The 26,991-nt window shown below is 34.8% G+C and carries 25 protein-coding genes, 2 pseudogenes and 2 riboswitches; of the genes and pseudogenes, 7 read left to right on the top strand and 20 right to left on the bottom strand.

The features are described 5' to 3' along the window. Positions 1 to 6 precede the first annotated feature (6 nt). Both THEXY_RS04795 and THEXY_RS04790 read right to left on the bottom strand, forming a co-directional pair. Complete coding sequence (locus THEXY_RS04795; RefSeq protein WP_013787707.1) at positions 7 to 2,781, bottom strand: cation-translocating P-type ATPase; 2,775 nt, start codon at positions 2,779 to 2,781, stop codon at positions 7 to 9. Positions 2,782 to 3,107: 326 nt separating this feature from the next. Further along, on the bottom strand, positions 3,108 to 3,809 hold the full coding sequence (locus THEXY_RS04790; protein WP_013787706.1) for a coenzyme F420-0:L-glutamate ligase: 702 nt from the start codon (positions 3,807 to 3,809) through the stop codon (positions 3,108 to 3,110). A gap of 131 nt (positions 3,810 to 3,940) precedes the next feature. Between THEXY_RS04790 and THEXY_RS04785 the strand changes: the two genes are divergently transcribed. From THEXY_RS04785 to gcvPB, 5 genes are all read left to right on the top strand, one after another. After that, on the top strand, positions 3,941 to 4,828 hold the full coding sequence (locus THEXY_RS04785) for an N-acetylmuramoyl-L-alanine amidase family protein (protein WP_013787705.1): 888 nt from the start codon (positions 3,941 to 3,943) through the stop codon (positions 4,826 to 4,828). Between the two features lie 52 nt (positions 4,829 to 4,880). After that, positions 4,881 to 4,981, top strand: a riboswitch (glycine riboswitch). Positions 4,982 to 4,984: 3 nt separating this feature from the next. After that, a riboswitch (glycine riboswitch) is annotated at positions 4,985 to 5,053 on the top strand. Between the two features lie 68 nt (positions 5,054 to 5,121). Then, positions 5,122 to 6,222, top strand: coding sequence for a glycine cleavage system aminomethyltransferase GcvT (gcvT, locus tag THEXY_RS04780; protein ID WP_041592076.1), 1,101 nt, complete (start codon positions 5,122 to 5,124; stop codon positions 6,220 to 6,222). A 12-nt stretch (positions 6,223 to 6,234) separates the two neighbouring features. Then, positions 6,235 to 6,609: a glycine cleavage system protein GcvH gene (gene gcvH / locus THEXY_RS04775; RefSeq protein WP_013787703.1), complete on the top strand. Its 375-nt coding sequence runs from the start codon at positions 6,235 to 6,237 to the stop codon at positions 6,607 to 6,609. A gap of 29 nt (positions 6,610 to 6,638) precedes the next feature. After that, entirely contained in the window at positions 6,639 to 7,994 is a 1,356-nt protein-coding gene (gene gcvPA, locus THEXY_RS04770; RefSeq protein WP_013787702.1) for an aminomethyl-transferring glycine dehydrogenase subunit GcvPA, read from the top strand. After that, positions 7,981 to 9,432 (top strand): aminomethyl-transferring glycine dehydrogenase subunit GcvPB, encoded by a 1,452-nt coding sequence (gene gcvPB, locus THEXY_RS04765; protein ID WP_013787701.1) that lies wholly within the window; start codon positions 7,981 to 7,983, stop codon positions 9,430 to 9,432. Before gcvPA ends, gcvPB begins: the two co-directional genes overlap by 14 nt. A gap of 20 nt (positions 9,433 to 9,452) precedes the next feature. On the opposite strand, the gene THEXY_RS04760 is transcribed toward gcvPB, so the two are convergent. The 11 genes and pseudogenes from THEXY_RS04760 to THEXY_RS04715 form a co-directional block, all read right to left on the bottom strand. After that, on the bottom strand, positions 9,453 to 9,896 hold the full coding sequence (locus THEXY_RS04760) for an OsmC family protein (RefSeq protein ID WP_013787700.1): 444 nt from the start codon (positions 9,894 to 9,896) through the stop codon (positions 9,453 to 9,455). Between the two features lie 27 nt (positions 9,897 to 9,923). Continuing rightward, positions 9,924 to 10,256: a carboxymuconolactone decarboxylase family protein gene (locus THEXY_RS04755; RefSeq protein ID WP_013787699.1), complete on the bottom strand. Its 333-nt coding sequence runs from the start codon at positions 10,254 to 10,256 to the stop codon at positions 9,924 to 9,926. Positions 10,257 to 10,314: 58 nt separating this feature from the next. Beyond that, entirely contained in the window at positions 10,315 to 11,979 is a 1,665-nt protein-coding gene (gene lpdA, locus THEXY_RS04750) for a dihydrolipoyl dehydrogenase (protein WP_013787698.1), read from the bottom strand. A gap of 148 nt (positions 11,980 to 12,127) precedes the next feature. Continuing rightward, a complete protein-coding gene (gene lplA / locus THEXY_RS04745; protein ID WP_013787697.1) occupies positions 12,128 to 13,108 on the bottom strand; it encodes a lipoate--protein ligase in 981 nt (326 codons plus the stop codon). 106 nt (positions 13,109 to 13,214) lie between these two features. Continuing rightward, complete coding sequence (locus THEXY_RS04740; RefSeq protein ID WP_013787696.1) at positions 13,215 to 14,441, bottom strand: S1C family serine protease; 1,227 nt, start codon at positions 14,439 to 14,441, stop codon at positions 13,215 to 13,217. A gap of 165 nt (positions 14,442 to 14,606) precedes the next feature. Beyond that, positions 14,607 to 14,939 (bottom strand): annotated as a pseudogene (locus THEXY_RS04735) (ABC transporter permease); the annotation flags it as partial. Next, positions 14,939 to 15,022: pseudogene (locus THEXY_RS12350) on the bottom strand (ATP-binding cassette domain-containing protein); the annotation flags it as partial. The pseudogenes THEXY_RS12350 and THEXY_RS04735, both read right to left, overlap by 1 nt. A 34-nt stretch (positions 15,023 to 15,056) precedes the next feature. Beyond that, positions 15,057 to 16,250 carry an MFS transporter gene (locus THEXY_RS04730; RefSeq protein ID WP_013787695.1) on the bottom strand — a complete coding sequence of 398 codons (1,194 nt, stop codon included), beginning with the start codon at positions 16,248 to 16,250 and terminating at the stop codon, positions 15,057 to 15,059. A 175-nt stretch (positions 16,251 to 16,425) separates the two neighbouring features. Then, positions 16,426 to 17,019 carry a DUF1847 domain-containing protein gene (locus tag THEXY_RS04725; protein WP_013787694.1) on the bottom strand — a complete coding sequence of 198 codons (594 nt, stop codon included), beginning with the start codon at positions 17,017 to 17,019 and terminating at the stop codon, positions 16,426 to 16,428. Positions 17,020 to 17,093: 74 nt separating this feature from the next. Next, positions 17,094 to 18,443 carry a sensor histidine kinase gene (locus tag THEXY_RS04720; protein WP_013787693.1) on the bottom strand — a complete coding sequence of 450 codons (1,350 nt, stop codon included), beginning with the start codon at positions 18,441 to 18,443 and terminating at the stop codon, positions 17,094 to 17,096. Position 18,444: 1 nt separating this feature from the next. Further along, a complete protein-coding gene (locus THEXY_RS04715) occupies positions 18,445 to 19,113 on the bottom strand; it encodes a response regulator transcription factor (RefSeq protein WP_013787692.1) in 669 nt (222 codons plus the stop codon). A 159-nt stretch (positions 19,114 to 19,272) separates the two neighbouring features. Between THEXY_RS04715 and THEXY_RS04710 the strand changes: the two genes are divergently transcribed. Next, the gene (locus THEXY_RS04710; protein WP_013787691.1) at positions 19,273 to 19,785 is read left to right on the top strand and encodes a hypothetical protein; all 513 of its coding nucleotides are present in this window, start codon (positions 19,273 to 19,275) and stop codon (positions 19,783 to 19,785) included. Positions 19,786 to 19,870: 85 nt separating this feature from the next. On the opposite strand, the gene THEXY_RS04705 is transcribed toward THEXY_RS04710, so the two are convergent. The 5 genes from THEXY_RS04705 to THEXY_RS04685 form a co-directional block, all read right to left on the bottom strand. Beyond that, a complete protein-coding gene (locus THEXY_RS04705; RefSeq protein ID WP_013787690.1) occupies positions 19,871 to 20,689 on the bottom strand; it encodes an MBL fold metallo-hydrolase in 819 nt (272 codons plus the stop codon). Between the two features lie 62 nt (positions 20,690 to 20,751). Next, positions 20,752 to 21,108 carry a NifB/NifX family molybdenum-iron cluster-binding protein gene (locus THEXY_RS04700; protein ID WP_013787689.1) on the bottom strand — a complete coding sequence of 119 codons (357 nt, stop codon included), beginning with the start codon at positions 21,106 to 21,108 and terminating at the stop codon, positions 20,752 to 20,754. Continuing rightward, a complete protein-coding gene (locus THEXY_RS04695; protein WP_013787688.1) occupies positions 21,109 to 21,978 on the bottom strand; it encodes an ATP-binding protein in 870 nt (289 codons plus the stop codon). It lies immediately after the preceding gene. Next, the gene (locus THEXY_RS04690; protein ID WP_013787687.1) at positions 21,975 to 22,820 is read right to left on the bottom strand and encodes an ATP-binding protein; all 846 of its coding nucleotides are present in this window, start codon (positions 22,818 to 22,820) and stop codon (positions 21,975 to 21,977) included. Before THEXY_RS04690 ends, THEXY_RS04695 begins: the two co-directional genes overlap by 4 nt. A gap of 2 nt (positions 22,821 to 22,822) precedes the next feature. Next, positions 22,823 to 23,188: a NifB/NifX family molybdenum-iron cluster-binding protein gene (locus tag THEXY_RS04685; RefSeq protein WP_013787686.1), complete on the bottom strand. Its 366-nt coding sequence runs from the start codon at positions 23,186 to 23,188 to the stop codon at positions 22,823 to 22,825. Between the two features lie 145 nt (positions 23,189 to 23,333). On the opposite strand from THEXY_RS04685, the gene hydE reads away from it, so the two are divergent. After that, positions 23,334 to 24,410 (top strand): [FeFe] hydrogenase H-cluster radical SAM maturase HydE, encoded by a 1,077-nt coding sequence (gene hydE / locus THEXY_RS04680; RefSeq protein ID WP_013787685.1) that lies wholly within the window; start codon positions 23,334 to 23,336, stop codon positions 24,408 to 24,410. Between the two features lie 11 nt (positions 24,411 to 24,421). On the opposite strand, the gene hydG is transcribed toward hydE, so the two are convergent. Both hydG and THEXY_RS04670 read right to left on the bottom strand, forming a co-directional pair. Continuing rightward, positions 24,422 to 25,822 carry a [FeFe] hydrogenase H-cluster radical SAM maturase HydG gene (hydG, locus tag THEXY_RS04675; protein ID WP_013787684.1) on the bottom strand — a complete coding sequence of 467 codons (1,401 nt, stop codon included), beginning with the start codon at positions 25,820 to 25,822 and terminating at the stop codon, positions 24,422 to 24,424. A gap of 104 nt (positions 25,823 to 25,926) precedes the next feature. Beyond that, entirely contained in the window at positions 25,927 to 26,799 is an 873-nt protein-coding gene (locus THEXY_RS04670) for a YitT family protein (RefSeq protein WP_013787683.1), read from the bottom strand. Positions 26,800 to 26,991: the final 192 nt, after the last annotated feature.

Here is a 26,991-nt window from a genome sequence, read left to right as displayed (position 1 = left end):
TCAGGCTCATATAGAGCCTTTCACCTCCTTTTGATTTGATGCAATTTTCCTGCGAAGTATATACTTCCTTATCTCTTCAGCACCTATGAGTAATGGCATAAACGCCACGTAAAACAGCCAATTCTTAAATGGCACAGGATACGTATCAAATATCTTCTGCAAAAACGGAACATATATAAGCAGCGCAGTTAAAACCAGCTCAAAGACCACACCAATGTTTAGCAATCTATTTTTGAAGAAACTTACACTGAACATTGAAGCAACCTCTGTACGGCATGCAAATACATTTGCCACCTGCATAATGACTATCCCCAAAAAGCTCATTGTAGCAGCCTTTCTTGCCAATGGGTCAGACAGAGGAAGCGTCATTCCCCAATGCCATCCACCGCTGTACAGAACCCAGAAATATCCAGATAGAACAGCTATTGAGCTTATTATGCCCAATAACACGTAGCCTCTTAAAAACAACGACAAATTCAGAAGCTTTTCTTTTGGCGATCTAGGTGGTCTATCCATGACACCGGGCTCAGGCGGCTCCACGCCAAGAGCAAGAGCTGGCAACGTCTCAGTACCTAAATCTATAGCCAATATCTGCATTACCGTTATAGGTACAGGAATATTAAACAGTGAAAACAAGATATATGGTATTGCCTCTGGTGTCAAGTGTGCAAAGATGTACGTTATAAACTTCCTGACGTTGTCGTAAACTGCTCTGCCTTCTTCTATGGCATTTACAATGCTGGCAAAATTATCATCTGTCAGGACCATCGTAGCCACTTCTCTTGCCACATCTGTTCCTGATTTTCCCATTGCAATGCCTATATCGGCTTTCTTTAATGCAGGCGAATCGTTGACACCATCACCTGTAACAGCCACCACTTCACCCATATCTTTCAAAGCAGCCACAACTTTCATCTTGTGTTCTGGAGCAACTCTGGCAAATATTATCTCCTTATTCTTCAATTCTTTCTTCAGATCTTCGTCAGACATCTTGTCCAATTCATTGCCTGTTATTATCCTTGGCCTTGGTCCTTTCACTATGCCTATCCTTCTTGCGATTGACTCAGCCGTCAATCCATAGTCACCTGTTATCATGATGATCTTTATGCCAGCTTTGTGTGCCTGTTTGACAGCCAATTCGACTTCAGGCCTTGGCGGATCCATCATTGCAACTAAGCCTACAAAAATCAAGTCGTTTTCCACATTTTCGATGCTATATTCTTTAATCTCATTATCTATTTTTTTGTATGCCATTGCAAGCACTCTAAGGCCCGATTCAGCAAATTTATCATTTTGTTTAACTATATCATCTATATCCGACTGCTCCAATTTTTTGATGCCGTCATCGCTTAAAATGTAATTGCAAACTGATAGGGTTTCTTTTGGTGCACCTTTAGTAAATACGTAAATTTCTTTTCCATACTTATGTATGGAAGTCATCCTTTTCCGCCTTGAATCAAATGGCAGTTGAGATATTCTCGGATATTCCCTCAACATCTCTTCTAATGTAAATCCAGCTTTCTCTGCCAGCACCACCAGCGAGCCTTCTGTAGGGTCGCCTATTATTCCCCAGGAGGGGTTCTCATCTGTAGGCCTAACTAATCGGCTGTTGTTGCACAATAAACCTATTTTTAACAGCAATGAAAGTTCATTAGGAAGATTTTTGACATCTACCTTTTGGTCATCAACATAAAAGTCGCCTTTTGGTTCATATCCCACACCACTTACATTGTAATATGCCACTTTAGTCCAGATTTCCCTTACAGTCATCTCATTTTGCGTCAGTGTCCCCGTCTTGTCTGTGCAAATAACCGTTGCACCGCCTAATGTCTCAACGCTGGAAAGTTTCTTCACTAAAGCATGTCTTTTTGCCATTCGCTGTACACCCATTGCAAGCGCTAATGTCACAGTCGGCAATAATCCCTCAGGTACATTGGCTGTGATTATACCTATTGCAAACATAAACGTATCAACCAAAGATCTTCCCATCAAAAGGCCTAAAAGGAAGAAAAATACTCCCATCACAAGAGACAAATACGCTATCACCTTTGCAACTCTCGTAAGCTGCTTTTGCAGCGGGCTTTGCTCTGCGCTTATAGTCTGTGTCAATGAAGCTATCTTGCCAAATTGGGTATTCATGCCTGTAGCGTAGACAACTGCAGTTCCAGAACCAGACGCAACATTTGTCCCCATAAAAACCAGATTTGGCGCTTGTATAAGCGATACATCATCGTCTAAGACAACGTCAGATGTCCTTCTTACAGGCTCTGATTCCCCTGTCAATGCAGCATTAATAGTCCTCATCTCAAAAGCTTCGATGAGCCTTGCATCTGCAGGCACATGATCGCCTTCTTCAAGGTATATAACATCTCCTGGAACTAATTCACGTGCTAATATTTGTTCTTGTTGACCGTCTCTTATGACTTTCACATACGATGGCAACATCTTCTTAAGGCTTTCTGTCGCTTGTTCTGCCTTAAACTCCTGCCAGAAGCTAAACAAAGCATTTACAATTATTACAAGTATTATTGCCCATCCAAGTTGTGGCATGCCACCTACAAAAGAAAGTATGCTGGCTATCCAAAGAAGAATTGCCAATAGATGTGTAAAATTTGCTATGAATCTTGAAAACATGGATGTCTTTTTGACTTCTTTTATTTCGTTGTATCCATATTTTTCTAACCTTTTTTTGGCCTCTTCTTTTGAAATGCCTTTTATAGATGTGTCTAATTCTTTAAACAATTGATCTTCTGTCATTCTAAATATATCATCTGTTTTCAAAGCAGCAAACCTGTATCAAACAGGTTTCACACCTCCTTCTTAATCATAGTCTATATAGTAATACTTTATAGAAGTGAAAACACTTCATAAAGGCATAACTATCACCTCATACATTTTTCTCCAGTATAGCATTATTCTGCTGCATAGTTAAGCGCGAATTTAGCCTTATTATCCTCAATTAAAGCTATACAATCTTCTTCTTATCAATCTTATAGCTTATTTTGTCTTGCAATCTTCATTTATTGCATAAAATCATGGTTTTACAAAATAAAAAACCATAGCAAAATCAAGCAATACAAAATTTGCTACAGTAATTTTTATATTATTTATTGATTTTGCAAAATCTCATGCAATTCTTTTTCACATCTTGTATCATCAGCAATCTCTGCGGTTTGTTCTTTATATGATTTAATTACAACAATAGGCGTCTGCTGTTCTGAATTTCCCGACGGATTGTCTAAAAAAAGCTTCTCAACGTACGATTTTGAGACACCTTTAGACGCGCCAATGCAATCAGCACAATGCAAGTCATTTGCATCGATTATAGCAGTATCGATACCTGTTTTCTGTTTTATCATATCGCATACCAAATCAGGTTCAGCAGGTCCTAATACTATGTACTCGTGATAAGGTGCCATGGTTCCTGCCACGTCATCTATAAGCGCAACTTTTCTCCCCGCTATCTTGAAAAAAAGTCCTCTTTTCTTAAATATTTTACCTATAGCACTTACAAGCGCAGCCACAAAAATCCTAAGCCAACCTACCTCGTTTATAGCACACTGCATGGCTTGTGGCGAAGTTAGGCTTCCATTTCTCCCCGTAAACCTGCATAAGACTTTAGCCAAAAATCCCACTTTTATCTCATCAGGCATATAAGCCCTTCCCTGGGTAATAGCCACAACGCTTTCCGCAATGGCTATGAGATCCCCTTCTTCTGCAATGTCTTTTGTGTATTTTGATACCACATCAACTATATCGTCATCTTTTGTTATAACATGGGTCCTTATAGGAATTTTCCCGTATGTCAATTAATATAACCCCCAATAAAACTTATTTCCATTTTCTTGATGTTGTGATATATTAAGGTTGTACATAAATAATTATATCACAAATGTATCAAATTTATGTCAACAATATAAGAAAGAAGGAGGTCTTTTATTTGAAAAGTATATTGACAAACATCAGGCTTGATACAAAAGCCGCAAATAACTGTATAAAGGAAAATAAAAGTCTGATAGGCTTTGACTTTTACACAGATATTCCGGAATACAGCGTAGAAAAATCGGATGGTGATTATATAATTGTATTTAAAGATGCTTCCATGAATATGCCAGTCGGAACATATACAGTCGATGATGGTATCATCGATAAGATCATATTGAAGCAGGATGAAAAAAAAGTAGAGGCGACGATCAAACTGTCCATGGAATCAGATAGCGACATTAAAGTGTCAAATGGAGTACCCGCTAAGATAGATTTCTACGTTGACAGAACACCACTTAAAAAGATTTTATCAGGCAAAAAAATCGCACTAAATCCTGTACATAAAAAAACTACTAAAAGCCCTACAAATCTTTTACCTCAAGTGCCAATGAACGATATCGCAAAAAAGGTAAGTGAATTGTTGAATTCGCTAAATGCAAAGCCACATATAATAGAAAGCAATTACAGCGACTCAATTGCCATAAATGATGATGTAAAATACGATATTGCAATAAGTTTTGCAACCGAAGCATCTTTAAAAGATGAAAGCGGATTTAAGATATACTACGACGAACAAAATAACAAATCCAAAAGGCTTGCTGAAATCCTCAATAAAGCTGTAGAGCGAAAATCTCCATTGAACAATTTAGGAATACATGCAAAAAAATACAGCGATGAACCTTTTGAAATACCTATTGTGACAATTGTACCTGCCATAGAAAACAGCAGATTAGACGATGCACATTTAAGAGACATAGACTACAGAAGCAAAATTGCATTAGCAGTATTTAATGGAATACTGGAGTATTTTAAATCTAATTCTTCTTCTCCTATATTGAATTAATAAATTTGCTGCACTATAATTATAGTAGCATTATGAGTTTAATAAAATCCAGATGAGAATAGCGAGAGACACCTTTTAAGGTGGCCGAAGGAGCAATATGAAGTGGGTCACGGCTTCATAAAATCTCTCAGGCAAATTAATCGCTATTTGATGGGACTCTGGAAAGCCATATGGCACCGATGGGGCAATACCTTTTGGTAGAAACTCTCAGGTCATGATACAGAGGAATATGATGACATTTGTCTTCATATTCCTTTTTTATTGACAAATTTAGTTAGGAAGGGATGATCCGATTGGACAGCTTAAAAAGAACCCCACTTTACGACATCCACAAAAAGTATGGTGCAAAGATGATAGATTTTGCAGGATTTGAAATGCCTGTACAGTACGAAAGTATACTTAAAGAACACGAAGCAGTAAGAAAAAATGCAGGTCTTTTTGACGTGTCACACATGGGTGAAATAATTGTGGAAGGCAAGGACTCTGAAAAATTCATAAACTACATGGTTACAAACGACATCACAAAAATTACTGAAAATCAAGCAATGTATTCTCCTATGTGCTATCATAATGGCACAACAGTAGACGATTTATTAGTGTACAAATTTTCTTATGAAAAATACATGTTAGTAGTTAATGCCAGCAATATAGATAAGGATTACAAATGGCTATGGGAAAACAAAAATGGCTTTGATGTAGAAATAAAAGATGAATCAGGGGAGATCTCAGAACTTGCTTTGCAAGGGCCAAAATCTCAAGAAATACTTGAGAAAATTACAAATTACGATTTAGACAGTTTAAAATACTACCATTTTGATTATATGGATTTAGACGGAATAAATTGCCTTGTTTCAAGGTCTGGTTATACTGGTGAAGACGGCTTCGAAATATTTTTAAAAAACGAATATGTAGCAAATATGTGGGAAAAAATCTTATCTGTCGGAGAAAATCTTGGCATAAAGCCTGCAGGCTTAGGCGCCAGAGATACGCTGAGATTCGAAGCAGGACTTCCACTATACGGCAATGAACTTTCTGATGACATAACACCATTAGAAGCTGGATTAGGTTCATTTGTTAAACTTGATAAATCATTCATAGGGAAAGAAGCTCTTTTAAATCAAAAAGAAGAAGGACTTAAGAGGAAAATAGTAGGATTTGAAATGGCGGATAATGCTATACCGCGCCATGGTTATGATGTTTATGCAGAAGGCGAAAAGATCGGATATGTGACAACAGGATATTTATCGCCTACGCTAAAGAAAAACATAGGTATGGCGTTAATAAAAAGTCAATTTGCCACCATTGGCAATGAAATAAACATAATAATACGCAACAAGCCATATAAGGCTTTTGTGACAAGCAAAAATTTTTACAAGAAAAATTACAAAAAATAGGAGGTTGTTTTTATGAAAATTTTAGAAGGTCTTTATTACTCAAAAAATCACGAATGGGTAAAAGTTGAAGGCGACAAGGCATACGTTGGAATAACTGATTTTGCTCAGCATTCATTAGGCGACATAGTCTACGCAGAACTTCCTGAAATTGATACAGCATTAAATGCAGGTGATACATTAGGCACTGTTGAATCAGTAAAAGCAGCATCCGATGTCTACTGCCCTATAAGCGGCAAAGTAGTTGAAGTAAACCAAGCCGTCGCAGACGATCCATCACTTTTAAACAGCGATCCATACGAAAACTGGATGATTTGCGTCGAAATGAATGACAAGGGTGAATTAGATCAACTTATGTCACCAGAAGAATATAGAGATTTTTGCAATTAATCAAAATTTTTCTAAAAGGAGTGGGTATAGTGCACAAATACATCCCAGCATCCAAAGCCCAACAAAGCGAAATGCTTAAATCTGTGAATGTAAAATCAATCGAAGATTTATTTGTGGACATTCCAGAGAACATAAGGTTAAATCAGAAACTTAATATATCAGAACCGTTGTCAGAGGCAGAGCTTATAAAAAGCATGAAAGAATTGGCTAAAGATATTAAGACGACAGATGATCTTATTTGTTTCTTAGGTGCAGGCGTATACGATCATTTTATACCATCTGTTGTAAAGCACATAGTATCAAAGCCTGAATTTTATACAGCTTATACGCCGTACCAACCTGAGATAAGTCAAGGTACATTGCAAGCCATATATGAGTATCAGACGATGATATGCAACTTGACTGATATGGATGTTTCAAACGCATCTATGTACGATGGTGCTACAGCTTTAAGCGAAGCTGCAAAAATGGCCTCCGTTGTTACAAACAGAAAAAAAGTGCTTGTATCATCGTCAGTTAATCCTGAAGCAAAGAAAGTACTTCGTACTTACATGAGATTTAGCGATATAGAAATTGTTGAGATAGATGATAAAGAAGGCACGATAGATGTAGATCTTTTAAAATCTTCTATTGATAGCAATACTGCAGCATTCATAGCACAAAATCCGAATTTTTTCGGCATAATAGAAGACCTCGATGATGTAGAAAGACTTGTTCATAAAAATGGTTCACTTCTCATCATGTACGTTGAACCAATATCATTGTCTATATTAAAAACACCTGGAGAAATAGGTGCAGACATAGCAGTAGGTGATGGCCAGCCTCTTGGAAATAACCTTAACTTTGGAGGCCCTCACCTGGGATTCTTTGCAACTACACAAAAATTAATGAGAAAATTGCCAGGTAGGATCATAGGAGAAACAAACGATGTAGATGGAAAAAGAGGGTTTGTATTGACGCTGCAAGCAAGAGAACAGCACATAAGGAGAGAAAAAGCCACATCAAATATTTGCACAAATCACTCACTGAACGCATTGACTGCCGCCGTATATATGGCAACACTTGGAAAAAGCGGCATTAAAGATGTTGCTTCACAGTGCTACAAAAAGGCTCATTATGCATACAATAAGCTACTAAAAACAGGAAAATTTAAGCCTATATTTGAAAAGCCATTTTTTATGGAGTTTGCAATTAATTGTGAAAATAACGTAGATGACTTAAATGATCTTCTTTTGTCAAATGGCATAATTGGTGGTTACAACCTTGAAAAAGAGTACAAAAAGTACAAGAATTCAATGCTTGTCTGCGTCACTGAAAAAAGGACTAAGGAAGAAATTGATAAGCTTGTAAGTGTCATGGGAGGTGCAATTGATGAGCTACGATAAACTTATATTTGAAGTATCAAAACCAGGCCATACAGCGTACAGCCTTCCACCATTAGATGTAGATGATTTTGAATTAGAAAAATCCATTCCAGACGAGCTTTTAAGACATACAGACTTAATCCTTCCTGAAGTCAGCGAAGTAGATCTTGTAAGGCATTATACAAATTTGTCATATAAAAACTACAGTGTCGACAAGGGATTTTATCCATTAGGGTCTTGTACTATGAAGTACAATCCAAAAGTAAATGAAGATATTGCCAGCTTTGAAGCATTTACTGATATACATCCACTGCAAAATGAAAATACTGTACAAGGTGCATTAAAGCTTATGTACAATTTACAAGAAATGCTAAAAGAAATAACAGGCATGGATGGGATAACGCTTCAGCCTGCTGCAGGAGCTCATGGAGAGCTTACTGGAATGGTGATAATTAAATCATACTTTGAAAGCATCGGTGAATACAAAAGGAAAAAGATCTTAGTACCTGATTCTGCCCACGGCACAAATCCAGCCAGCGCCGCAACAGCTGGTTTTGAAGTTGTAGAGATAAAATCCGGAAATGATGGCCTTATAGACATAGATTCATTGAAATTGATGCTTAACGATGATGTGGCAGGGTTGATGCTTACAAATCCAAATACTCTCGGCCTTTTTGAAAAAAACATCATAGAAATAGCTAAGCTAGTTCATGATGCTGGAGGCCTTCTCTACTACGATGGAGCAAACATGAATGCCAACATGGGTATAACAAGACCAGGCGACATGGGATTTGACGTGGTCCACATAAATCTCCATAAGACTTTTGCAACACCACACGGTGGAGGCGGACCTGGAAGCGGACCAGTTGGCGTAAAAGGCGATCTTGTAGATTTTCTGCCTGTACCTGTTGTTGAAAAAAACAATGATAAATATTATTTTAAGTATGATTTACCGCATACAATAGGCAAAATAAGAAGTTTTTACGGAAATTTCAACGTGCTTGTCAAAGCGTACGCATATATATTGACTATGGGTGCTGAAGGACTTAAGTTTGCCAGTGAAATGGCTGTTTTAAATGCAAACTATCTTAAAGAAAAGCTTAAAAGCCACTATGATCTTCCATATGATACAATATGCAAACATGAATTTGTCTTAAGTGGCCTCAAGAATAAAGAAACTGGCATAACAACGCTCGATGTAGCAAAAAGATTGATAGATTATGGGTTCCATCCTCCTACTATCTACTTCCCTCTCATAGTAGATAGTGCACTGATGATTGAACCAACTGAGACTGAAAGCAAAGAAACTTTGGATGAATTCATAGAAGCAATGAAATCAATTGCTAAAGAAGCAGAAGAAAATCCAGAAATATTAAAGACAGCACCTCACAATACGCCTGTAAGAAGGCTTGATGAAGTAAAAGCAGCAAGAAACCCAATAGTAAAAGCCAGTGTCTAATGACACCGGCTTTTCTAATATCATTCTACAACAACGTCTGACAAAACTAATTTTACAGGATTCGCTATAGAATCGCCTACTGGGCATGTTTTTTCTATAAATTTTGCAAACTCCTCTGCTTTTTCTTTTGGAGCATCTGTCTTCATGTGCATCTTAAATCTTATCTCTTGGAAACCTGGTCTTACGTCGGATTTACCCATAAAGCCATCCAAATCAATATCGCCTTCTAGTTCTACCCAGAACTCTTGAAGATTTATGCCTTTAGCCTTTGCAAAAGCTGATGCTACAATGGTTTGGCAAGAGCCCAAAGCACAAAGCAATGCCTCTACAGGATTCATTCCTTTATTTGTACCGCCCATTTCTTTCGGCTCGTCTAAAACCATCTTAAAGCCTCTTACTTCGCTTTCCACTGCCAATCCTTCCGGCAACTTTTTAGAAACCGCCTTAAAAGTTTCCACTGCCATTTTAATTACCTCCTTTTAGCTATATTTTTATTTACCTGCATCTTCTAATACCTGGACAGCTTCTGTAGCATAAGCTGCAGCAGGACCTCCACCCATAAGTATTGCAACACCTAATACTTCCATTATCTCATCTCGAGTTGCTCCAGCTTTTAAACATGAATTTACATGATCGGCTATACAGTATGAGCAGTGAACAGCAACGCCTATGCCTAATGCAATTAGTTCCTTTTCTTTAGCTGAAAGTGCTCCGTTGCCAACAGCTGAAACATGAAGCTCCTCAAATGCCTTCATAACTGATGGAATGCTTTGACCTATCTTGCTTAAATTTGCATACATTTGATTTAAATCAACCTTTGCCATAATACCTTTCCTTTCTAAATTTAATTTATTTTAAAGCATTATCGCTTTAAAATCTTTATTATACTTTATGTATCGATTCTTTAAAAATATCTTTTACTGCCTCCATTATAGTCTCACTTCTGGTAGGATGAGTGTATATGGCTTTTTTAAGATCATCTGCCTTTGCACCACTTTGACATGAAGTAGATATTATCTGAGCAATTTCAGATGCATCGCTCCCCACAACCCATGCTCCTAAGACATCTCCATCTTCGGAGGATATGATCTTAGCAAAACCTTTTGTTTCACCGTACGTTTTTGCTCGGCCATTACCTGCAAAGTAAAATTTACCTACTTTTACATTTCCAAATTTGCTCTTAGCCTCTTCTTCTGTATAGCCGAAATAACCTATCTCCGGCTCTGTAAATACAGCAGCAGGTATTTTCATATAATCGAGAGCAACATTGCCTCCAAAAATATTGTCAACTGCTGCTTCTCCTTGCGCTGATGCCACATGTGCCAGCATCATTTTATTTGTAACATCGCCAATGGCGTATACATTGTCAATATTCGTCCTTAAGTATTCGTCGACTTTTATAGCTTTTCCATCGAATTCTAAAAGCTCTGAAATTGGCCCTACGTCCGTATTTAGTTTTCTGCCAATGGAAATAAACACTTTGTCAGCATATATACATTTTGTCTCACCATCTTTTTCTATCGTTACAATGCTTCCACCATTTTCTTCTTCTAAAATCTTTTCAACCTTAGAAGATGTGTAAATCTTCATGCCACGCTTCTGCGCCTCAGACTTTATTAAATTGCTTACTTCTTTATCAAGTTGAGGAAGAAGTCTTGGCATCATCTCAACGATAGATACTTTTACTCCAAATTGGTTCATTATAAAGGCAAACTCCATGCCAATTACTCCACCGCCTATTATGCACAAACTTTCAGGCAATGATGTAATCTCCAAAATATCGTTGCTATTTATGACATTCTTTGATTTTATGCCTTCAATAGGCAATTCTTGAGGCTCAGAACCAGTTGCTATTATTATGTTTTTTGCCTTTATCTTATTTTCTCCAAATAGTATATTTTTATCTTTGTCTATTTTTGCTTCTTCAGAATACAAATCAACACCATTAGCTTTAAGCAATGTATTTATACCGTATACAAGCTCGTTTACTATGCTATCCTTTCTTTCAACCACTTTTTTGTAATCAAATGATTTTACATCTACACTTAGGCCAAATTCATCTGCCCTTTTTATAATGTCATAAACTTCTGCAACTCTTGCATAAGCTTTTGTGGGTATGCAGCCTCTATTAAGACAAGTACCGCCCACTTTATCTTTTTCGAAAAGTGCCACTTTTGCACCTTTTTTTGCAGCTTTTATAGCAGCCACATAACCTCCAGGGCCGCCACCTATGACAGCCAAATCGTAATCCTTCACTTCATCATAAATTGTATCTGCATTGTTTAAAATTGACTTTTGAGGAACTTCTTCAGATTCTGATATCAACGAAATGACATCTCCTGATTTTACTGTACTACCGGCAGGAAAAATAATCTTAGAAATTATGCCATCATATTCTGAATACACTTCAAAATTCATTTTACCAACCGATATATCGCATAAACAAGTTCCTTTTTTAACAAATTGCCCTTCACTAATATACCATTTAGTTATTTTGCCCTCATTAATAGTATCAGACAAAACAGGTACCTTAACTTCTAATTCCACAAGGTACACCTCCAATTTTAATTGCTATTCACTAAATTATTATTGCTTAAATCAGAATTCTTAATCAGGTTAATTATTTGACAACTCACTCTAACCATATTTTAGCACCATCTAAGCGATAGTTCAATATTTTAAAGATAATTTTCTATTAAAACATAACATCAAGTAAATTTTCTAATGTTATGTTTGAAAAATATTCTCCAATGTCTATTGATGAAAGCGCATTTTTAACATCATTTTCAGAATGCTTTACACCTTTTAGAATTTCCTCTATATCTTTTACATCTTTCTTTCCAAAGAAATCTCCGTAGATCTTTATGTCTCTTATTATCCCATCAGACACGTTTAAATCCACTTCTACCGTGCCGCCTGAAAATTTCTTTTCATTTTTTAAATTATAGTCTGGAGACATGCCAAAATTCCATTCCCAAGTATTGTACTTCTCATCTCTCAGCTTTTCTATATTTCGTATATTTTCGTCTGTAAATTCGTAAAGGCCACTTCCGCCTGTAGTTAGCCTTATATCGTCCATTATAAGGTTAATAAATTCCTCTATATCTATAGGCTTTTCCAAATGTTCATTTATGTTGGTCACTCTCTTAGATACAGACTTCACGCCTTTGTCTTCAAATTTTATAGGTCTCACCTTTAATGCCGCTGATAAATCCGCCATATTTGACGACACCAACAGTGTTCCATGGTGGAGTATCCTGTTTTTATAATAGTACTGCGCATTGCCTGATATTTTCTTGCCATCGATCGTTATGTCATTTCTACCAGAAAACTCCGCATTTAAAGATAGCTTTCTTAGAACATCAATAATAGGCTGTGTAAATCTTCTAAAGTCGCTAAACCCATTCAAATCATCGTTTACAATAAAGGTAAAATTCACATTGCCTAAATCGTGAAATACCGCTCCACCTCCAGACAACCTTCTCACAACTGGTATATTGTGCTCTTTAACGTAGTCAAGGTTGATCTCAGCCAAAGCATTTTGATTTTTCCCTATTATTATGCTTGGCCTATTTCTCCAAAGCATGAAACATTCATCGTTAAATTGCTTTAGCACATATTCCTCTGCCGCTAAATTGAAATAAGGATCTGTGCTCTTGTTGTAGATATAAATCATAGTGTACACCCTTTCTCAAAACAAACTACTTCATACATTAAGTATAACACAAATCTGAAAACTATAAAAAAAATAAAAAAGTGGCTTGAAAGCCACATCAAACTCATTATTGTCCATTTGAACCTGATAGTTTCACATTGACTGTAAGTGTTTGACCGTTTCTCCAAATTGTCACGCTTATCACATCGCCAACATTGTGTTTATTTAAAATATTTTCAAGTTGATTAAATGTGGTTACATTAGTTCTATCTACAGCGGTTATTATATCACCTGCTTGAAGACCTGCAGCATCAGCACCGCTTCCTTGCTGCACTTGTGCAATATAAAGTCCTACCGGTATATTGTATTGATTTGCTTGCTGCCTCGTTATTTGTTGCACGCTTATACCTATAACAGGCCTTTCAACATATCCCTTTTGAATAAGCTCTTCAATTATAGGTTTTGCCTCGTTTATAGGTATCGCAAAACCCATTCCTTCAAGCGGCACACTTTGACTTTGAAATAGACCAAAAGGATCCCCAGAACTTGAATCGCCAGTTGATGTAAGCTTTATGCTTGTTATTCCTATCACTTCACCGATGCTATTTACAAGAGGTCCTCCACTGTTTCCCGGATTTATTGCAGCATCTGTCTGGATAAGATTTACCGGGCCATAATCACTTTGCAAATTTCGATTTAAACCACTTATGATGCCTGCTGTCGCCGTTCCAGCAAAACTGTCACCCAATGAATTTCCTATAGCTACTGCTAATTCTCCTACTTCAAGCTTTGATGAATCTCCTAATTTTGCAGGTGTCAAATTTGTAGCATTTATCTTTAAAACCGCAAGATCAGTTCTTGAATCTTTACCTATCAATTGTGCAGGAAATTTCCTTCCGTCAGATAAGTTTACGGTTATCTTTGATGCACCTTCTACAACATGATCATTTGTGACAATGTGGCCTTCCGAATCTATGATTATTCCAGAGCCGCTTCCTTCCTCAACATAAGAATTGCCACCGTATCCATAAGCCCCATAACCATTAATATATGTATCTATGCCGACAACAGATGGGCTTACAGCCTTCACAATGTTTGTAATCAAATTAAAATTGTTGTTGTCAGATGAAAGCGGTAAATATCTATTCACAACTTGAGTATTGCCTGTATCAACGTATTTGACAATTCCTGCTCCTAAAGCACCACCAGCCAATGCCGCAACAAGTGCTATAGCTACAAATGACATAAACATTTTTCTTCTATATCTTTTAACCATCTTGCCTAAACTTTTCTTATCATTTTTTGGATTGACATCAGAAAGCCTGTAATTTTCAAAACCATTGTTGAACTCCATTTACACCAACCTCCTTACAATTTTTTTCTTTTCATGATTATATTATAAATAACATTTTTTAAGAATTTGTGAATACTTTGTAAATATTTTTTTACGTTTAAAAAAATAATACCATCCTTATATAGGATAGCTTAATTTTATGTACTACGAGCACGTTAAAAGTTAAATATAGATATCTGTCATCATGCCTGACAACTGCACAATTCCAAGCGTTTTCATGCTGTCTATGGTAGGCATCATTCCTGTTTTAATAGCTATTTTTAATATTTTTTGTGATGCTTGTCTTGAATTGGCTCCCAAAGCAAGATATGTCTCAATTTCGTGTCTTCTATTCTTTACCTCATCTTTAAGCCTTGACACTGTCAAGCCTGATGAAACCATTGCATTGCCTATTATCATACCAGATACAGGAATCACCTCCTGCGGTCTAAAATGAATGCTACCAAATAATATAAGTGCTGTAAGTGTGATAGCAGCACCAAATGCAATAGATATCGTGTTGGATCGATAAGCCTATTTATTAATTTTATAAAGGTAGACTTGCCAGCGCCAGACGGCCCTATTATTGTATATATATAACCTAAAGAAATTTCCATTTTTAAAAAATACTCTCTCTTACATTACTGATTCTTTATTTTCCTGAAATCGACTTAAACTTAATATAGCTGCAATTAAAGCTGCAGATGTAAGCCCAAGAACACCACCAAACCAAAATGGCGCATCTGGACTTATATGTACCCACATAGCTCCTGCTATAATAGATGCCAGCAATAATCCTATGCCTTGCATCATACCATAAATACCCAATACTGTACCTTTATACTCATCAGGGGATACTTCAGCTACAAATGCCCGCTCAGCACCGCTTATAAATGCTGTATAAGCTCCATAAAATATAAATAAAAGAAAAATTACGATTTTTGAATTAGACAACGCAAATCCCAAATAGACAAGTCCATAAATGGCATAACCAGAAACCAAAATCAACCTTCTGCCAAATTTATCTGACAACTTTCCAGAGGGAATGGCAATTAATGATGTGGAAACATTAAATACGAGATAAAGAAGCATGACGTATGATAAAGAAAAGCCCAAGTTCTGTGCTTTCAAAAGAAGAAAAGTATTTGATGAATTTCCAAGGTTGAAAATGAACATAACAGCCAAATAGAGCTTTAATTTTAAGCTCAAATTTAAATTTTTGAATGTCAATTTTTCATTTTTTTGTTTCTTATTTTTATCCTCTTTTATAAAAGGAATAATCATAATACCAAGAATAGCAGGTATAATCGACCATATAAATGCAAATCTATAGTTTAGCCCAATTGTTACTATGATAAAAGCAATAAAAGCTCCTAAAGATGATCCAGCCATATCAAGCATTTTGTGAAGTCCATAAGATCCGCCAAGTTTATCCTTTTCGCTGGATTGCGCAATAAGAGCATCTCGCGGCGCAGTGCGTATGCCTTTCCCTGTGCGATCTAGAATTCGAGCTATCAAGACGCCTATCCATGATCCTGCTAAAAGGAGAAGTATTTTATAGATAGCGGAAGCTGAATATCCTATAAAAGTCAGGACTTTTTTATTTTTATATTTGTCACCTATGTAACCGCTAAAAACCTTTAAAATCGATGCTATACTTTCAGCAATACCTTCAATAATTCCTACAATTGCGGGCGAAGCCCCAAGTGTTGCAGTTAGGAAAAGCGGAACTATCGGATATACCATTTCTGTACTCATATCAATTAACATGCTTACCATGCCTATCAGTACAATATTTGATATAACAACTTCCTTTTTTGAATTTGTCATAATCAATTGACTCCTCCTAAAAAATTTTTATCTGTTCCGTATTAACTGATAACAAATACATGTGAACTTGTTAATATAATTTTAATTTAACTTAAAGTATTTTTGCAAATAATTTGTAGAAAAAATAAAAATTTTAATAAAAAAGCTATCCTTATATCATGGATAGCTTCTTTTTTTATTCCTCAAGTGCTTTTACAGGGCAATGACTGTACTTCCTGTCCTTAGCGACTAAAGTTGTTACATATGCTTTAGAATTTTTATTAAACAATATATCGTGTCCAACGCAAAGCCCAACAACCACATTTAATTCTGTATTTTCTTTGTTCATAATTTCGGCTTGTGTAATAGGATTGCATGTTGCAATGAATTTATCCCTCTTTTTCTCTATCCCAATTTCTTTTACATCGACTGATCCTACTTTACAACACACAGGTACTACAGTTACATCGTATTTATTAAGCATCTTGACAAATTTCTTTGCCTCTTTTTCCAGTGAATAGCAAAAAGCAACACCTATTTTCTTCATACCCATTTTCATAATTAAATTGATTATTTCTTCTGCTCTGCTCCTTAATTCGCCATTTTCGTCAACAGGAAGTGTATTTGCTATTTTCATAATCTTATTTACATTTTCGTCATTATTGTATTTTTCAATTGAATCATTGATAATATCTTTTTCCATAACTGTAGGACAATTCTTAGGAAAATTATCATCACCTTTTGCGCAAGGCTTATTAGGACATACTGCACAAGAAAATATCGAATCCATAAAATCACTCCTTGTATACTGTATTCAATATTATTATATCACATACCTCTCCCATTGTATAGGGGATACTACAATTATATAGCTACTTTATCTAAAGTAAAATAAAACGAAGTACCTTTATCTATCTCGCTCTCTATATAATATTCACTGCCATGCAAATCCAATATTTCTTTTACTATTGCAAGCCCTAAACCTGTACCTTTATTATCAACTTTATAAAACTTCTCAAAAACATTTTGCAGCTTTTCTTTCTCTATTCCTTTACCCGTATCTGATACAATAACTTTCACATGATTATTTTCTAATATCGAAGAAATAGTAATTAAACCCCCTTTATTAATACTTTTTATCGAATTGCTCAAAAGATTCATTATAACCCTTCTAATTAGTTCAGCATCTCCATTTACAATTACATCAAGATTCTCCGTGACAATATTTATATTTTTACCTTGCAGCAATGGTTCAAAGCTTAAAACCACATCATCAACTAAATTTTTTAAATTAAAAGACGATATCTTTAGTTTCACTAAACCTGATTGAAGCTTTGATAATGATAAAACATCATCTATCATTTTTGACATTCGATCGACTTCATTTAATGCAGCATTTAAATATCTGTTTCTTTTTTCTTTATCATCACCATAAAAGTCCAATAGCATCTCACAGTATCCTTTTATAAGCCCTAAAGGCGTCTTAAGGTCATGAGTTATATTGGCAATTAAATCTCTTTTAAATTTCTCTGCTTTACTGAGATTTTCTGCCATGCTATTCATAGACATAGCGAGATCTTCTAATTCATCATTTGTCTTTACATCTAATTTCACGTCAAGATTCCCAGATGCTATATTTTGCGCTGCATATTTTAAATCATCAATTGGCTTTGTCAGCCTTTTTGACATGATAATTGACATAATGATTATTACAATAATACATATTAGTAGCATCAAAAAAAATTCACTTTTAAATATCATGGCAGTATCATCAATAGTCGATAGAGGAATAGTCAATACCAGTTTTGCGTTTTGCTTATTGTATGAAAATGATCTTATAACCGCAAGAGACTCTACACCAATTGATGGATGCGTAAATTCTACCACACTTAATTTTTCATCAGTATTAAGAAAAGTTTTTGGCAACCCTATTCCATAGCCTTGTCCGTTTCCACGAGTTCCAAAAATCAATATACCTGTATCAGTTACTGCAATTACTTTTGAATTGGATTCTTCAATAAGCTCATTAGCAGTCTTATCATCATTTTTAGATAACGCATTGGCAATTTCTAAGCTGTAGTTTTTTAGCTGGTTAATCTTATAATAAGTGTATATCTTACCTATAAAGACGACTTGAGATAAATAAAACAATAAAAAGATTATTCCTGTTATAATCAGATACGTAATAAAAAGCTTTTTTCTTATGCCTCTCACTTTAATCACCACCTAATTTATATCCATAACCCCATACTGTTTTTATAATGTCCCTTTTATCGCCAAGTTTTTCTCTCAATTGCTTTATATGTGTATCGACTGTCCTTAAATCGCCAAAAAATTCATATCCCCAAACAATATTAAGGCATTTCTCACGGCTTAATGCCTTACCCATGTTTTGTGCAAGCAAACTTAAAAGATCAAATTCTTTTGGAGTAAGGTCTATTTTCTTTCCATCAACTTTAACAACTCTTGAATCAGTATCAATAGTAATGCCTGAAAAAGATATTGAATTATCCGATTCAGCCCATTTAGATCTCGATAAAATAGCTTTTATCCTTGCTATGACTTCTCTAGGACTAAATGGTTTAACTACGTAATCATCAGCGCCAAGCTCAAATCCTAAAAGTCTGTCGTATTCTTCACTTCGGGCGGTTATCATCATCACAGGTATTTTAGATGATTCTCTTATTGTCTTTAAAACATTCCAACCACTCATATCTGGCAACATTACATCCAACAAAACTATATCAAAAGAGTTATTTTTAAACATATTTATTCCTGTACTGCCATCTTCAGCAAATAAAGCATCAAAATTATTTTTCTCTAAGTAAGTTTTTAAAATGTCCCTCATTCCTTCCTCGTCTTCAATGACTAAAACCTTTGCCATCAATGAAACACCTCCAATTTTAGTTTACATATTTTAAAAACCATTTACAACACAATCAAAAAATCTTCACAAAAACATCACAATTTCATTAAAGATGTATCAAATATAATGGGTAAAATAAAAGTGTAAGATAAATAAATTTTGAAAGGAGATGTTTTTATGAACATCAAAAAATTAGTAGCATCAATCATGGTAGGAGGTTTACTTTTAACAGGCATTGCTGCATATGCAGAAACAGCAAATAACAATTCGCCTCAAACAAACACATCGTATACTGCACCAAGGTATGGCAGAGCTCAAATGGTAGATTTTATGGCAAATCTTTTAGGAAAGTCTACAGACGAAACATTGAAACTTTTAAATTCCGGTAAGACACTGGAACAAATAGCGGTTGAAAATGGCGTAAAATTAGAAGACTTCAAAAATGCTTTGTTAAAACAAAAAACCGACTATATAGACCAAATGGTTAAAAATGGTGTAATTACAGAAGAAAGAGCAACAGAGCTAAAATCACTACTTAAAGAAAGAATAAATGCATGTGATGGTACTGGCAATGGTGGTACAGGACTTGGAATAGGCTTTGGAAGAAATGGAATGTCAGGTAATGGATATGGCAAAGGACATGGAGCAGGTTTCGGTAAAAATATACATTTTCAATCAGAAAATAACTGATTCCTAATGATTGGCACTAAACAATTTATCGATTCAATATAATATGGTCGTAGGAATTTATCCCACGACCATATTTTTTATATTTTTACAAAATTATAGATGAACTGGTAGTCAAATAAGATACCCTGTCTCCTAAAATTTGCTTCATGATTCCGTACTCATCTATACCTGTACAATGACCTGTATAAATATATTGTATATCATAATCTTTCATTGTTTCTGAAATGTTCACAATGTCTTCTTCAGTCATCCCCTTTAAATGAAATCCACCAATAAGTGATTTTATTTTATAGCCCTTAAATTTACTTTCTGCTGTATACAGTATATTTAAAATACCTAAATGCGAGCATCCTGTAATTATGTTTATACAGTCATTCTCTTTAACAACAACAAATATTTCATCCAAAAAACTATCTTTTATTTTTGTATTATCTTTTTCAACTAAAAAATTTTTAGTCGTAAAATCGTTGTTGTATTTCTCATCAATATTGTTAACTACGAAAAAATCTTTTTCCACTTCTGCATCTTCATGAATTAGCACAAAATTTCCTTTGTTTTTTTCGTATAATGACAAATCAAAACCTATTTCATCAATTGTGCCATTTTTACGTACAGCATATTTTCTATTAAGTATCTTATGATTTGCATAAATGCGCACGTCTTTATTTTCCTCCAAAAGATTTTTAAGTCCACCAACATGATCATAATGACCATGTGTCAGTATTACCTTGTTTACATCCTTTAGGTTTATACCCATCAATCCAGAATTTATAATAAAATTGCCACTCTGCCCCGTATCTACCAAAACTGATTTGTCTTCTTTTTTTAAAAGCATTGATAAACCGTGTTCAGCTAAGAAACCTTTTTTATAAACTACATTTTCAATTAACACTTGTAATTCCATCAAAACACCTCTTTTCCATAAAAATGAGGACTATCTACAAGAGAGTAGACAGTCCTCATTTTTTAGTCTTCACAGTGTCCTTCATGCTCATGTTTTTCACATGCACTACCTGTAGATATCAACGTTCCATCTATATATCTCTTTACAACATCTTCAGCATCGCCAGATGCTCCTGTAATAACATCAATGCCGTAAGAATTGAACAAATCTATTGCACTGGAACCCATTCCACCTGAAATGATGCATTCAACACCTTTGTCTTTCAAAAATGCCGGCAAATATCCTGGCCTATGTCCAGGATTTTCAATAAAATTGGCATTTACTATTTTATCTCCTTCAACATTAAAAATCGTAAATCCTTCACAATGTCCAAAATGCATTGAAACATTTCTTCCATCAGTAGCAACAGCTATCTTCATTTAAACATCAATCCTTTCATCTAAATATTTTTTTATTTTTCTCCACATATCTAAAATCTGTCTGTATGCAATGCTGTCAGGATATTTATTAATGCTTTGAAATCTTTTCAAAGCTTTAATTACTGTTTCATCAAAATTTATTTTTCCTACAATATCTATATTGTTTTCATTGCAATATGTCTCTATATTATTAGAAATATCCTTATTAATATCCCACTTATTTATGCAAACAAGAGATTTTATTTTAAAGCTTTCAATTGCTTTAAGCACTCTTTTCATATCTTCAAAACCTGAAACAGTCGGCTCAGTAACAATAAGAGCAACATCTGCACCTGTTGCAGAAGATAAAACGGGACATCCTATTCCAGGCGTACCATCAATTATAATATAGTCACAGTCACCTTTATTCTCAGTAGCTTTTTTTCTCACCTCTGTTACTAACTTTCCAGAACCATCAGCACCTGGAAACAACTCGGCATATATTATTTTTTCACCTTTCTTATTCTCTCCTACTATAATTTCACCTGTGTTTTCTTCAATCATCTTAATTGCGCCGTTGGGGCACTTATAAGAGCAAAGTCCACAGCCTTCACAATAATATGGATTCACCTTATAATCAGAAATCGCGTCAAATCTGCACAATGTCTCACACAAACCACATTTTATGCACTTCTCTTCATCTATTAATGCTACTTCTTTACCATAGAAATTATCAACTTTTTGTATTTCTCCGTTGAAAAGTATATTTAGGTTAGGAGCTTCAACATCGCAATCCGCCATTACTTTATTTTCTATAATTTCACTTAACGTCGTTGCAACTGTTGTCTTTCCAGTCCCGCCTTTACCACTTAATATAACCAACTGTTTCATCTTTCAATCAGCTCCATTAATCTCTGTGATAAATTTTCAAATATATGTCTTATTTCATCATCTTCTTCAATTAGCAGATTCCCTTTAGAATATAGTTCAGCATATTCTTTTTTAAATGGAATTTTTGCAAGCACATTTATACTTTCTTCTTTGCAATAATTCTCTATAATGCTATCTTCTTCTCCTGATTTATTGATGATGACTGCAAATGGCAAATTCATCTCTTTTACAAGTTCAACAGCCAGTTTCAGATCATGTAGTCCATAAGGAGTAGGTTCAGTAACTAAAAGGCAATAGTCACTTCCTTCAATAGAATGGATGACAGAACAAGATGTCCCAGGTGGACTATCAATGATCACGTTTTTATCTGTATCTTTTATCAAATCTTTAATTTCTTTTATTATAGGAACCCCTGAAGCTTCACCTATATTTAACTTGCCATCTATAAAGTCTATATCATCTGAATGTCCAACCCTTATAGTACCAATTTTCTTTGGTATTTCTTTTATAGCATTATATGGGCATATTTCATAACACGCTCCACATGAATGGCATAAATGGTCAAAAATAAGTATTTTCTTTATCAACTTTGTTAGTGCACCAAATCTGCACGCTCTTGTACATTCACCGCAAAGGGTACATTTATCATAATCTATGTCAGGAATCATTACATTTACATCTTTTACTTTCTCTATTTCAGGTTTTAAAAACAAATATCCATTAGGTTCTTCTATATCGCAATCTACATAAATGCTTTTTTGAATCTTAGCCAAATTGGAAGAAACTGTAGTTTTTCCAGTTCCACCCTTGCCACTCAAAACAGCTATCTTGTAACCTCTCATTTTTAATGCTCTCCATGATGACCATTATTAGTAGGCAATTCAATTTTCTCTAACGTACCCTTTTTTAACTCTTCTACATTTTTCTCAATAGTATCATTGATCGATTTATAAATATTTATCCCAGCCGCCTGAAATACTTCTAATGCATTTGGTCCAACATTACTTGATATAATTGAGTCAACTCCCTCATCTAATAGAAGTTGTGCTGCCTTTGTGCCAGCACCACCTGCAGATGATGCTGCAGTATTATCAATAGCTTTGTAATTCATTGATTCAGTATCAATAACGATAAAATACCTTGCTCTGCCGAATCTTGAATCCACAATTGAATTTAAATTATCACCTTCTGAAGAAATCGCAACTTTCATAAACAACCCTCCAACATTTTAAACATACGTTATATACAATTATAAATATATAATTATTTTAGGCATATGTCAACAAAAATATTAAAATTTTTATTTTTTGTATGATATAATGTTAATTATAAAAAATGAGAGGCTGATTTTTGAAATGAGTAGAATTGATTATCAAATTAATCATGATCACATAAAATATTTAATTTCATATGTTGAAAATGAGCACACATTAAGCAAGGAAGATCTTATTACTCTACTAAATTCTGAATACACTGATGAAATCTGCAAAGCCGCAGATAGAGTAAGGAAAAAATTTGTTGGTGATGTGGTTCATTTACGAGGCTTGATTGAAATAAGCAATTATTGCTGCAGAACATGCTATTATTGTGGCCTTAGAGTCTACAATAAGTCAATAAAAAGGTATAGGATGAACGAAAATGAAATTTTGCAATGCGCAAAAGCTACAAAAGATGCTGGATTAAAAACTGTAGTACTACAAGGTGGTGAAGATAAATATTTTAAAATTAAAGATTTATGCAACATCGTAGAGAAGATAAAGGATCTTGATTTGTCTATTACACTAAGCATTGGTGAATTGACAACAAAGGAATATGCAGATCTAAAAAAAGCTGGCGCAGATAGATACTTGCTTCGAATAGAAACAACAAATAGAGATCTTTACAAAAAATTTCATCCAAATATGAGTTTTGATAATCGCGTTAGATGTTTAATGGATTTGAAAGAACTGGGTTATGAAGTAGGTACTGGATGCCTTATAGGATTACCTGGACAAACTTTAGATATGCTGGCTGAAGATATTCTTTTCTTTAAAGAAATTGATGCTGACATGATAGGAATGGGTCCATTTATACCAACTCCAAATACTCCATTAGAAAACAAAAAAGGTGGTAATGTAGATCTTGTATTAAAAATGATAGCCTTGACTCGACTTTTGCTTCCAGACATTAATATGCCAGCTACCACCGCTTTAGGTGTCAAAGCTGAAAATGGATATTTGCAAGGATTACGAGCAGGTGCAAATGTCATAATGCCAAATATGGGGCTTAATGAATATAAAAAATTGTATGCTCTGTATCCAGGAAAAACTTCTGATGATGGTTCTAAAGTAGTTAATGATATAGAAAATATCAAGAAATTGATTATTTCAGAAAATAGAATAATTGGGCACGACAAAGGTGACCGCAAAAAGATATGGAAAAATCCGGGATAACCCGGATTTTCTTAAAAATACAGATCTCTTTCACCATTTTCTAACCGTTTGAGTCTATTTTTCGTTTCTTCTCTTACCTTCTCAGAAGGAATATTTTCTATGTTTGCAGCAATCGTTTCTTCACCTATAGCCTTTGTAGCTTCATCGCCATAATCTAAGAGGAACTCCTTAAATGTAAGTATCGCATTTGGCAAGCAGAAGTTGTGAATCTGCCCTGTTTTAGCAAAGCTCATAAATCTGTCACCAGTGCGCCCCATCCTATAACATGCCGTACAATAGCTTGGCAGATAATGCTGCTCACATAGTGTCCTCAATATCTCATTTGGCGTCCTATGATCTCCTACTTCAAATTGTGGCTTCGTTTCAGCCTTTTTCGATATTTCTTCGTAATAGCCACCCACACCTGTGCAAGAACCTGCACTTATCTGAGATATACCTACGCTTATAACTTCTTCTCTAAATTCAGGAAGCTCTCTCGTAGATAAAATCATACCTGTGTATGGCACAGCCAGACGTATTACTGCTACAAGTTTTTTAAAATCCTTATCAGACACCAGATATGGATACTCATCAAGAGTAATATTTAAAGCAGGTCTAAGCCTTGGAACAGATATAGTATGTGGCCCAACACCGAATTTTTCGTCAAGATGATTTGCGTGGTACAAAAGTGCTATTGTCTCGTACTTGTAGTCATAAAGTCCATACAAGACTCCCATGCCTACATCATCAATACCAGCTTCCATGGCTCTATCCATAGCAGTTGTGTGATAATCGTAGTCATGTTTTGGCCCTGTCGGATGCATGTATTCGTATGTGGGCCTGTGGTAAGTCTCTTGAAATAATATATATGTCCCTATTCCTACATCTTTTAACTTTTTATAATCTTCAACAGTCGTAGCAGCTATATTTACATTGACTCTTCTTATGCTGCCATTTTTCAACTTTGTATCGTAAATAGTCTTGATAACATCCAATACATAATCAATAGGACAATTTACAGGATCCTCACCTGCCTCGACTGCAAGCCTTTTGTGCCCCATTTCCTCTAATATTTCTATCTCACGCCTTACCTCATCCATAGTAAGTCTTTTTCGTTCTTGCTCGTTAGAATGTTTATAGCCACAATATCTACAATTATTGACACAGTAATTGCTTATATAAAGCGGTGCAAATATAACTATTCTGTTGCCATAAATCTGCTCTTTAATGTATCTCGCAACTTTGTACATTTCTTCAAGAATCTCATCATCTTCCAAGTTTAGAAGAACTGCTGCTTCTTCAGGCGTAATGCCCTTTAAATTTTTAGCTTTTTCAATGATTTTTAAAGCTTCATCCTTTGATGCACTTTCACCATATCTTAAAGCCGCTTTTATCTTCTCGTCGTCAATAAAATCTGCAATCTGCCTATCCATATATTAATTTCTCCTTCCCTTGCCCTCAGTAATTCCCTTGGGCTTAGTATTTTTATAATAAAATTATATACCTATTTTGTTAAATATTCAACAATAAAATTTTGCTAAAATAAATCGTCCATAAATCCTTTCCCTCTTACCTCAGAAACGTCCAATATTGATATAAATGCATTGCTGTCAATGCTGTAAACTAAGTGTTTAATATATGGAATTTGTGAAAGTGATACAACACAATACAGTATTCTGCGATTAGTCTTTGTATATGCGCCTTCAGCTTGAATAAACGTAACACCTCTTTTTAAATCATTCATGATTGCATTGCTAATCTTTTCCTCATCATTTGTAATTATAAAAAGCATCTTTCGCCTGTTAAATCCATTTATCGTTTTGTCTAATACAAACGAATTTATAGACATTGAAACAAGTGTGTATAAAGCACTTTTAAGTCCTATAAATATTGCTCCAGCCAAGACTATGAAAAAATTAATATATAGGTTTGTCTTACCCAATTCAAAATTCTCATATTTTTTCTTTACCAGTACAGATATGATATCAAGTCCACCAGTTGAACCATGATTAGCAAAGACTATTCCCATGCCTGCACCTGTAAGTACACCACCGTAAAGGCATAACAATATGGGATCGTCAAAATTGATTAATTTATCTAAAAACTGAGTTAATATCAAAAAAACAGATAGAGAAGCTGTACCTAATATCGTATAGAAAGTAAATCGAGAACCTATTTTTTTGTAGCTTAAAATAAGCAATGGTATATTCAGCATGAAAATCGTGTATCCGGCAGGAAGTCCTGTCAAATACTGTACAATTAGAGAAATCCCAGATACACCACCACTTAAAAGTCTTGCATGTACGATAAATGTATTAATTCCAATTGAATAAATAAAAGTGCCAAAGAGGATTCCCAGTATATTTTTTACGCTTAATCTGCTTCTTAATTTATTATTGCCAACAAACATTATTATAATTGCCTCCCACAGTCTTATATAAAGCACCAAATATATCAAATGGAGTTTCTTCCAAAATTAAGTTTAAACTATATCAGCTAATTATGCAATAAATTATTCAAAATAATTTTTTAAAAAACAAAAATTTCATTTATGCTATTCTGATACATTTATATTCATAAAAATTAAAATAATTATGCATAA

It is taken from the genome of Thermoanaerobacterium xylanolyticum LX-11 (assembly GCF_000189775.2).
Lineage (GTDB): Bacteria > Bacillota > Thermoanaerobacteria > Thermoanaerobacterales > Thermoanaerobacteraceae > Thermoanaerobacterium > Thermoanaerobacterium thermosulfurigenes.
Note: the sequence above shows the minus strand (reverse complement) of the source record. Positions and strands in the feature narration are given on the sequence as shown.

Coding starts and splice junctions, on each gene's coding strand:
- gcvH (WP_013787703.1), top strand. CDS start 6,235: ATGAAAATTTTAGAAGGTCTTTATTACTCAAAAAATCACGAATGGGTA.
- gcvPB (WP_013787701.1), top strand. CDS start 7,981: ATGAGCTACGATAAACTTATATTTGAAGTATCAAAACCAGGCCATACA.
- THEXY_RS04760 (WP_013787700.1), bottom strand. CDS start 9,896: ATGGCAGTGGAAACTTTTAAGGCGGTTTCTAAAAAGTTGCCGGAAGGA.
- THEXY_RS04755 (WP_013787699.1), bottom strand. CDS start 10,256: ATGGCAAAGGTTGATTTAAATCAAATGTATGCAAATTTAAGCAAGATA.
- lplA (WP_013787697.1), bottom strand. CDS start 13,108: ATGATTTATATCTACAACAAGAGCACAGATCCTTATTTCAATTTAGCG.
- THEXY_RS04740 (WP_013787696.1), bottom strand. CDS start 14,441: ATGGAGTTCAACAATGGTTTTGAAAATTACAGGCTTTCTGATGTCAAT.
- THEXY_RS04730 (WP_013787695.1), bottom strand. CDS start 16,250: ATGACAAATTCAAAAAAGGAAGTTGTTATATCAAATATTGTACTGATA.
- THEXY_RS04725 (WP_013787694.1), bottom strand. CDS start 17,019: ATGGATTCGATATTTTCTTGTGCAGTATGTCCTAATAAGCCTTGCGCA.
- THEXY_RS04715 (WP_013787692.1), bottom strand. CDS start 19,113: ATGGCAAAGGTTTTAGTCATTGAAGACGAGGAAGGAATGAGGGACATT.
- THEXY_RS04710 (WP_013787691.1), top strand. CDS start 19,273: ATGAACATCAAAAAATTAGTAGCATCAATCATGGTAGGAGGTTTACTT.
- THEXY_RS04705 (WP_013787690.1), bottom strand. CDS start 20,689: ATGGAATTACAAGTGTTAATTGAAAATGTAGTTTATAAAAAAGGTTTC.
- THEXY_RS04700 (WP_013787689.1), bottom strand. CDS start 21,108: ATGAAGATAGCTGTTGCTACTGATGGAAGAAATGTTTCAATGCATTTT.
- THEXY_RS04695 (WP_013787688.1), bottom strand. CDS start 21,978: ATGAAACAGTTGGTTATATTAAGTGGTAAAGGCGGGACTGGAAAGACA.
- THEXY_RS04690 (WP_013787687.1), bottom strand. CDS start 22,820: ATGAGAGGTTACAAGATAGCTGTTTTGAGTGGCAAGGGTGGAACTGGA.
- THEXY_RS04685 (WP_013787686.1), bottom strand. CDS start 23,188: ATGAAAGTTGCGATTTCTTCAGAAGGTGATAATTTAAATTCAATTGTG.
- hydE (WP_013787685.1), top strand. CDS start 23,334: ATGAGTAGAATTGATTATCAAATTAATCATGATCACATAAAATATTTA.
- hydG (WP_013787684.1), bottom strand. CDS start 25,822: ATGGATAGGCAGATTGCAGATTTTATTGACGACGAGAAGATAAAAGCG.
- THEXY_RS04670 (WP_013787683.1), bottom strand. CDS start 26,799: ATGTTTGTTGGCAATAATAAATTAAGAAGCAGATTAAGCGTAAAAAAT.